This is a genomic window from Streptococcus sp. 1559, assembly GCF_013276735.1.
GTDB classification, from domain to species: domain Bacteria; phylum Bacillota; class Bacilli; order Lactobacillales; family Streptococcaceae; genus Streptococcus; species Streptococcus pseudopneumoniae.
Map to the genome: position 1 here is coordinate 1 of NZ_VMLO01000139.1, position 775 is coordinate 775.

Sequence of the window (775 nt, forward strand, 5' to 3'; positions counted from 1 at the left end):
CAGGCTGAATTTGAGGTGCGAGCTGGCTCTATCCGCCAGGAAATCCTGAACGCAACCAAGGACAAGGCAGATAAGACCTTAGTTGTGGCTGAAGCTGGAAAATTACGAGAAGAATTTTCAAATATGCAAGTTGGTGGTCGGAACTATTATCGTGATTCCGAGAAAATTCAACAGTCTCGTTTTGGTTTTGTGTTTGATAATCTAGATCCCTATCTTTCAAAGTCCGATATTGGGACAACTTGGACTCTCTCGTTTGATTGTAAACTCGATGAAGTTGATGGTTCTTTTCCTTTCCATATGTCGCATGGTGGGGCGAATGGCTTTGGTATAGAGGGACGAAAAGAGTTCACTGCGACTAGGGAGTGGCAGCGATTTAGGCTTACAGGTCCGGTATTTTTTAAAGAGGATGCGCCCTCTGAATCCAAGCTACAGATGACCCTATTCAATTCAGATTTAGGATACGGAGGAACTATTTTCATTCGTAGGATTAAACTTGAAAAAGGTACCCTAGCGACAGACTGGAGTCCAGCGCTTGAAGACACCAATGGTCTCATCACACAAGCTAAGGCTAGCTTTGAGCGAACAGCGCAGGAATTGCGAACGGATTTGTCGGCTGTTCAGGCCTATGTTGCTCAAGATGGTCAAAGACAGAAAAGCTTACAGCGCTATACTCGTGAGGAGAGCGCGAGACAAGCAAGAGCAGTTCGTGAGCAGATATCCAGAGATTATGTAGGGAAATCAAGCTATCAAGAAGACGTGGAGGGGATTCATCGGA

At 45.3% G+C, this 775-nt stretch carries 1 pseudogene; it reads left to right on the forward strand.

From position 1 onward, the window contains the following. A pseudogene (locus HT688_RS11445) lies at nt 1-775 on the forward strand (hypothetical protein); the annotation flags it as partial.